The sequence below is a fragment of the Deinococcus murrayi DSM 11303 genome (assembly GCF_000482805.1).
GTDB classification, from domain to species: Bacteria; Deinococcota; Deinococci; order Deinococcales; family Deinococcaceae; genus Deinococcus; species Deinococcus murrayi.
Window position 1 is genome coordinate 81,028 of the sequence record NZ_AXWT01000021.1, and the last position, 6,786, is coordinate 87,813.

At 70.8% G+C, this 6,786-nt stretch carries 7 protein-coding genes; 6 read left to right on the forward strand and 1 reads right to left on the reverse strand.

The annotated features are described in order from the left end of the window. The first annotated feature begins 31 nt into the window (after window positions 1–31). Genes H565_RS0105185 through H565_RS0105210 form a run of 6 tightly spaced genes read left to right on the forward strand, consistent with a single transcriptional unit; the run spans window position 32 to window position 6,028 of the window. Window positions 32–1,711 (forward strand): long-chain fatty acid--CoA ligase, encoded by a 1,680-nt coding sequence (locus tag H565_RS0105185; RefSeq protein WP_027460106.1) that lies wholly within the window; start codon window positions 32–34, stop codon window positions 1,709–1,711. Between the two features lie 10 nt (window positions 1,712–1,721). Then, window positions 1,722–2,732, forward strand: a complete 1,011-nt coding sequence (locus H565_RS15685) for an alpha/beta hydrolase (RefSeq protein ID WP_027460107.1) — start codon at window positions 1,722–1,724, stop codon at window positions 2,730–2,732. 55 nt (window positions 2,733–2,787) lie between these two features. Continuing rightward, window positions 2,788–3,858, forward strand: a complete 1,071-nt coding sequence (locus H565_RS0105195; RefSeq protein WP_027460108.1) for a peptidase C39 family protein — start codon at window positions 2,788–2,790, stop codon at window positions 3,856–3,858. A 2-nt stretch (window positions 3,859–3,860) separates the two neighbouring features. Beyond that, window positions 3,861–4,697, forward strand: a complete 837-nt coding sequence (locus tag H565_RS0105200; RefSeq protein WP_027460109.1) for a zinc ribbon domain-containing protein — start codon at window positions 3,861–3,863, stop codon at window positions 4,695–4,697. Between the two features lie 34 nt (window positions 4,698–4,731). Continuing rightward, window positions 4,732–5,586 carry an alpha/beta fold hydrolase gene (locus tag H565_RS0105205; protein ID WP_027460110.1) on the forward strand — a complete coding sequence of 285 codons (855 nt, stop codon included), beginning with the start codon at window positions 4,732–4,734 and terminating at the stop codon, window positions 5,584–5,586. A 40-nt stretch (window positions 5,587–5,626) separates the two neighbouring features. Then, window positions 5,627–6,028, forward strand: a complete 402-nt coding sequence (locus H565_RS0105210; protein ID WP_027460111.1) for a 2Fe-2S iron-sulfur cluster-binding protein — start codon at window positions 5,627–5,629, stop codon at window positions 6,026–6,028. 5 nt (window positions 6,029–6,033) lie between these two features. On the opposite strand, the gene H565_RS14390 is transcribed toward H565_RS0105210, so the two are convergent. Next, window positions 6,034–6,777, reverse strand: a complete 744-nt coding sequence (locus tag H565_RS14390; protein WP_051363428.1) for a DUF421 domain-containing protein — start codon at window positions 6,775–6,777, stop codon at window positions 6,034–6,036. Between the last annotated feature and the right edge of the window lie 9 nt (window positions 6,778–6,786).

The window sequence follows — 6,786 nt, forward strand, 5'->3', positions numbered from 1 at the left end:
CCCACGCGGCCCTGTCCGCTCAGGAGGCCCCATGCAAGGCACCATGATGGACGTTCCCCTCACCCTCCCTTTCATCCTCGAACGCGCCCGCACCCTCTACCGGGAGCGCGAGATTGTCAGCCTGCTGGTCGCCGGGCGCGACGAAGCCGGGCAACCCCTCCCCCACAAGCACCGCACGACCTACGGGGCGGTGGCGGACCGGGCGCTGCGGCTGGGCGCGGCCCTCCAGGGCCTCGGTCTGAAGCCCGGCGACCGGGTGGCGACCCTGGCCGTGAACTCCTTCCGGCACCTCGAAGCCTATCTGGGGGTGCCCAGCGCGAGCTTCGTGCTGCACACAGTCAATATCCGGCTGCACCCAGAGCAGATTGCCTGGATTCTCAACCACGCCGAAGACCGGGTCCTTTTGATTGAAAACGTCTTCGCGGCGATGATTCCAGCGCTCAGGGCCGCCTGCCCAAAGCTGGAACAGGTCGTCGTGCTGGGGCCGTTGCCGCAGGCCATCCCTGGGGTGCTGGACTACGACGCCTGGGTGATGGGCCACGAGCCGATGAGCCGTTACCCCCAACTCGCGGAGACGGACGCCGCCGCGATGTGCTACACCTCCGGCACGACCGGCAACCCCAAGGGCGTGCTGTACACCCACCGCTCGACCGTGCTGCACTCGCTCGCGAGCGCCCCCAAGGACGCCCTCAATGTCGGGCAGCACGACACCGTACTTCCGGTGGTGCCCATGTTTCATGTCAACGCCTGGGGCCTGCCCTATACCTGCGCGATGTACGGGGCGGCGCAGGTCTTTGGCGGGGTCTTTAGCGACGGCCCGACCCTGGCCCGGCTGATGCAGGATGAGGGCGTCACCATCACGGCGGGCGTGCCCACCATCTGGATGGGCCTGCTCGCCGAACTCGACCGGGCCAAGGCGGCGGGGCAGCCCTATGACCTCTCGCGGCTAGAGCGGCTGGTGGTGGGCGGCTCGGCGGCCCCCGAAAGCCTGATTCGCGCCTTCGAGGAGCGGCATGGCCTCAGCCTCGCGCACGCCTGGGGCATGACCGAGACGCATCCCCTCGGTACCGCCAGCATCGTGCCCCCCAGCGTCGAGGAACGCAGCGACGAGGGCTACCGCCTGCGGGCCAAGCAGGGCCAGCCCGTGCCGCTGGTGTTCCTGGACATCATTTCCGAGACGGGCGAGCCGCTCCCGCACGACGGCAAGACGATGGGCCGCCTCATTGCGCGGGGGCCGTGGATTGCCAATTCCTACTTCAAGGGAGAGGGGGGGGACAGCTTCTTCATGCGGGACGGCGAGCTGTGGTTCGACACCGGGGATATCGCCACGCTCGATGAGCGCGGGTTTATGCACATCCAGGACCGGGCCAAGGACCTCATCAAGTCGGGGGGCGAGTGGATTAGCTCGGTGGACCTGGAAAACGCGCTGATGGCCCATCCCGCCGTCGCGCAGGCCGCCGTCATCGCCATGGACGACCCCAAGTGGGACGAGCGCCCGCTGGCGGTGGTCACCCTGCGCGAGGGCCAGGCGGTCACCCACGAGGAGCTGCGCGACTTCCTCGCGCCCAAGTTCGCCAAGTGGTGGCTCCCCGACGCGACCGTCTTTGCCCAAAGCCTCCCCATCGGCGCGACGGGCAAGTTTCTCAAGCGCGAGCTGCGCGAGCAGTACCGGGGCTACCGTCCCGCCGCTCAGGGAGAAGCGCTCCCCTAGAATCCTCCCCATGGCCGTTTCGGTGCAGGGGCAACAGGTGACCTTTCTTCCCCCGGCGGGTGCGGCGGCGCTCGTCGGGGATTTCACGGACTGGAAGAAAAAGCCCGGCCTCCCGGTCGTGGGGGGCCAGCCCCTCACGCTGACGCTGCCGCGCGGGGCGTGGGTGGAATATGCCTGGCTGGACGCGAACGGCCAGCCCTTTCCCGACCCCGACAACGACCAGAAGTCGCTCAATCCGTGGTGGCCGTACCCCCGCGCCGCCGTGGTCGGGGAGTATGTCCGGCATCCCCTCTGGCAGCTGCCCGACGCGGTGAACAAGGGCACCGCCCACCGCCTGACCTGGCCCGGAGAGGTCTTCGGCGGCACCCGCCGCGCCATCGTCTACACTCCGCACGGCCACGACCCGGCGCGGCCCACGCCCGTGTACTACGTACAGGACGGGGTGGCCTTTTACCGCACCGGACGGCTGGGCGAGGTGATGGACCGGGCGCTAGAAGCAGGGCTGGCGACCGGGGCGGTCCTCGTCTTTGTGGAGCCGGGCGACCGCAGCGCGGAGTATTACCTCAATGACCACTACCTCGACTTTCTGCGGGAGGAGGTCTTGCCGCGGGTGGAGGGCGAATACGCGACCGTCTCCGAGCGGGGGCTGTGGGGGGCGAGCCTGGGGGGACTGATTTCGCTCTATCTGGGGGCGGGGCACCCGGAGCTGTTCTCGCGGGTCGTCAGCCACTCCGGGGCCTTTATTGCCCGGCCCGGCGCGACTGACCCGGACGGCACCATCAACACGACCACGGCGGGCGAGTGGCTGCGCGAACGGCTGGAAGCAGCCCCGCCCCGCCACCTGCGGGTGAGCCTCGACACCGGGGTACTGGAATGGCTGACCGCGCCCAACCGCCGCATGGCCGCCGCGCTCGCCGACCTCGGTGTGGGGCACCAGTACCGCGAGTACCCCAGCGGCCACAACTGGGTCACTTGGCGCGAGGCCCTCCCCGAAGCGTTCCTGTACATGCAGGGCACGTGACCGCCCCCGGTTCGTCTCACCCGCCCCGCCCCCGGCAGGCGGCACAATCGGCCCCATGCGTGCCCCCCTCCTCGCCGCGCTGGTCCTCACGGGCGGCGCTCCGGCCCTCACGATGACCCACCCGAACTCCACCACCGTCTTGCACGAGCGGGCCGCCGACTGGCAGGGGGCCACGCTCGCGGGCGTGGCGGTGCGGGGCGACACGCTGACCCTCGCGCCCGGCCAGACCTCCGGCACCCTGACCAGCCCCGCCGTCACCGTGCCCGCCTTCGACGAACTCGTCCCCTCCTGGAACGCCGTGACCGCGGGAGGTGGCAGCGTCACCGTGGAGGTGCGGACGCGGGGGGCGGGGGGCACCTGGAGCCGCTGGTTTTCCTTCGGGACCTGGCAGCGCGCCGAGGGCCGCACCTCGGTGAACGGCCAGCGCGACGCGGCGGGGCTGGTCCTGACCGACACGCTGCGCCTGAATGCCCCGGCGACGGCTTATCAGTACCGGGTGACCCTGCGGGGGGCGGGCACCGAGCTGCGCCTGGTCGGGATAAACACCAGCGTCCGTGCTCGGCGCACGGCGGGCCTGGGGCACCCCGGCGACCGGGCCGCCTGGGGCCGGGTGGTGGACGTGCCGAAGCGCTCGCAGATGGTGTATCCAGGGGGCGGTGAGGTGTGGTGCAGCCCCACGAGCGTGGCGATGATTCTGGCCCACCACGGCCAGCCCGTCCCCGTGCCGCAGGCGGCGGCGGGCACCTACGACCGGGCCTACGGCGGCACCGGCAACTGGGCCTTTAACGCGGCCTACGCGGGCGAGCAGGGGATGCGGGCCTTTGTCACCCGGCTGCCCCACCTCGCGGCGGCGGAACGTTACACGGCCGCAGGAGTGCCGCTGGCGGTCAGCCTGGGCTGGAAGGGGGGCGAGTTGCCGGGGGCCCCCCTTTCCTGGAGTGACGGCCACCTGATGGTGCTCGTGGGCTTTGACGCGGGGGGCAATCCGGTGCTGAATGACCCCGCCGCCCCCACCGACGCGGGCGTGCGCCGCACCTACCCCCGCGCGGCCTTTGAGCGGCTGTGGCTGACCCATTCGGGGGGCCTGAGCTACGTCATCACGCCACCGGGCACGCGGCTGCCCTAAGCATGCTCTTTCCCACCCGCTGCCCGCAGTGCGCCCGCGAGGTCCGCGCCGAGTTTGCGGGCAGCGCGGTGCATGACCTGACCTGTCCGCACTGCGGGGCACGGTTTTGCGTGCTGGTGCGCAAGCACCGCTTCGAGGTGCTGTTTGACCTGGGCACCCGCGCCTTGATGGACGGCTACGCACGGGAGGCGGTCGCCACCTTCGCGGCGGCGCTGGAGCGCTTTTTTGAGTTCTATGTGCGGGCCGCCGTGCTGGAACGGATGGCGGGCGGCGAGCGCGACCTCACGGCGGCGCTCGCGGCGCTGGAGGGCACCTGGAAGCACGTCGCGGCGCAGTCCGAGCGGCAACTGGGGATGTTCGCGCTCGCCTACCTGCTGCGCGAGGGCCGCCCCCCTGACTTCCTGACCCCGCAGGCATTGGGCAGCGACTTTCGCAACCGGGTGGTGCACCGGGGCGACCTGCCCCGCCGGGAGGAAGCCGAAGCCTACGCCGCCCGCGTCTTCGCGCTCATCGACCGTCTCCTCACCGAGCTGGGCGAGGAAGGCCTCGCCCACGCCGCCCTCGCGCAGGAAGCCGAGTTCGCGGCGCACCTCGCCCGCCTCCCTCCGGACGTCACCGCCGTCTTCGAGGAGCATCCCGGCATGTTCCGCGCCCGGCGCTTTGGGGGGGGCATTCCCGGTCCGGCCTCCGGCAAGGCCGTGCCGAACGCCGGGCCAAGCAAGGCCCCTCCCCTCCCCCGCAACGACGCCCAGGCCTTTGCGCGGGCGCTCGCCGAGCGGGGGCCAGCGCTGACCGACTTTCTGAAGGTGCCCCGGCCCAAGGGGACCGAGCGGCCCTGACCCTGCTGCCCCGCGCCGGTCTCTACACTGGGCCATGCCCCCCACGGACCCGGCCCCGCGCTCCCGCCACGTCGTCACGAACGGGGTGCGGCTCCACGTCGTCGAGACTGGGCCAGAAGATGGCCCACCCATCTTGCTGCTGCACGGGTTTCCGGAGTACTGGGAGGCCTGGACGCGGCAACTCGGTCCCCTGGCTCGCGCAGGGTTCCGGGTCTTTGCGCCCGACTTGCGCGGCTACAACCTGAGCGAGAAGCCGCTCGGCACGGACGCTTACCGGGTGAGCCTGCTGCAAGCGGACGTGGCGGGGCTGATTCGCGCCCTGGGGTACGAGCGGGCGCACGTCGTCGGGCACGACTGGGGCGGCATCATCGCCTGGGCGCTGGCCCTGCGGCAGCCGCAGGTCATAGAACGGCTGGTCATCCTCAACGCGCCGCACCCCGCCGCCTACCGCCGGGCGCTGCGAACACCAGCCCAGTGGGGGCGGTCGTGGTACGTCCTTTACTTTCAGCTCCCCTGGCTGCCCGAACGGACGCTGCGGCGCTTCGGGCGCTGGGCGCTGCGGGGGGCGAACCCGCAAGCTTACCTTCCCGCCGAGCGGCGGCGCTACGAGGAAGCCTGGGCGCGTCCCGGCGCAGCGACCGCGATGCTGAACTACTACCGGGCGATGACGCTGCGGGGGAGCGGCGGCTCGGTCCCCCCCCTCCGGGTGCCCACCCTGGTGCTGTGGGGCGAGCGGGACGCGGCGCTGCTGCCTGAGCTGGCGCAGGGGCTGGAGGAGTGGGTGCCCGGCGTCCGGGTTGTGCGCTTTGCACGGGCGAGCCACTGGGTCATGCGCGACGAGACGATACGGGTGAACAATCACCTGATGGAGTTTCTCTCTGGGCGATGACCGCAGTGGCTTCCCGCCTCATTCGTGCCATCCTCAGACCATGACGCCAATGGAACAGACCGGACAGACGGTACGGATTCGGGTAGAAGGCTACGGCGAGGTCACGGCGCGGGCGGGCGAGCGGCTGGTGCTCGCGCTGGAACGGGGCGGGGTCGACATCCTACACCGCTGCGGAGGGGTGGCCCGCTGCACGACCTGCCGGGTGAGCTTCTCTGAGGGCGAACCAGACGCTATGACGGTCGCCGAACACGACAAACTCACCGAAAAGGGCTTGCTGGGACAGGCGCGGCTGTCCTGCCAGATTGAGTGCGCGGACGGCATGGCCGTGACGCCCCTACAAACGGCCCGCGCCACCGGGCTGGAACCCGGCAAGACGCCCGCCGAAACCATCGAGCCGGAGCCGCAGTGGACCACCCGGCCCGGCGCGTCGACGGAAGGGTAATGCGGCTACCCCGGTGCTGTGCCGGGGCTATCCCCCAGCGCCCCGCCCCGGTCCAGGCGGCGTTCTTCCCCATCCTCACCGTCGCCCAATGGGTCGGTGGTGGCAGGGGTCCAAGCGGTGCCCCCGCAGTGGGGGCAGGGTGAGGGGAGCTGCCCCTCGCCGCGCCGAACGGTCCCGCAGCCCAGGCAAGCGAGGCTCTCGCAGCCCTTGCCCGTCACCAGGGGGGGCGGTTCCAGGTCCCAGGGGGGCACGACGGGGAGGCCGGGCGGCGCGTCCTGCGGACAAACAAACACGCTGAGGTTACCGTCCTGCTCGAAGTAGGCCCGCTGCACCTCACCGAGCTGGCGCACCCCGGCCACCCGCAGCCGCTCGAAGAGGTCCTCACGGCTGAGGTGGGAATGCTCTAGCGCGGCGAGCGACAGCACCCCGTCGCGAACGAGTTCGACGGGGGTCCCCTCCACAAAGGTTTCGACCGTCTCGCTCCGGATAACCAGCCACGCGAGCAGCCGCTGCAAGCCCACGACCAGCGTGAGCACCAGCATGGCGTGTACAAGCGGCACCTCTGGGTAAAACATCGGGTCGCCCGCCGCCGACCCCAGCCCAATCACGATGGCGAGTTCGAGGGGACTGAGCTGCGCCAGTCCCCGCTTGCCCATCCAGCGCAGCAGCAGCAGCAGCCACCCGAAAATCAGCACCGTTCGCAGGGCAATCTCGGCAAGAAACAGCGGCGAGAAGTCCCCCAGGAACATCCGGGCGAG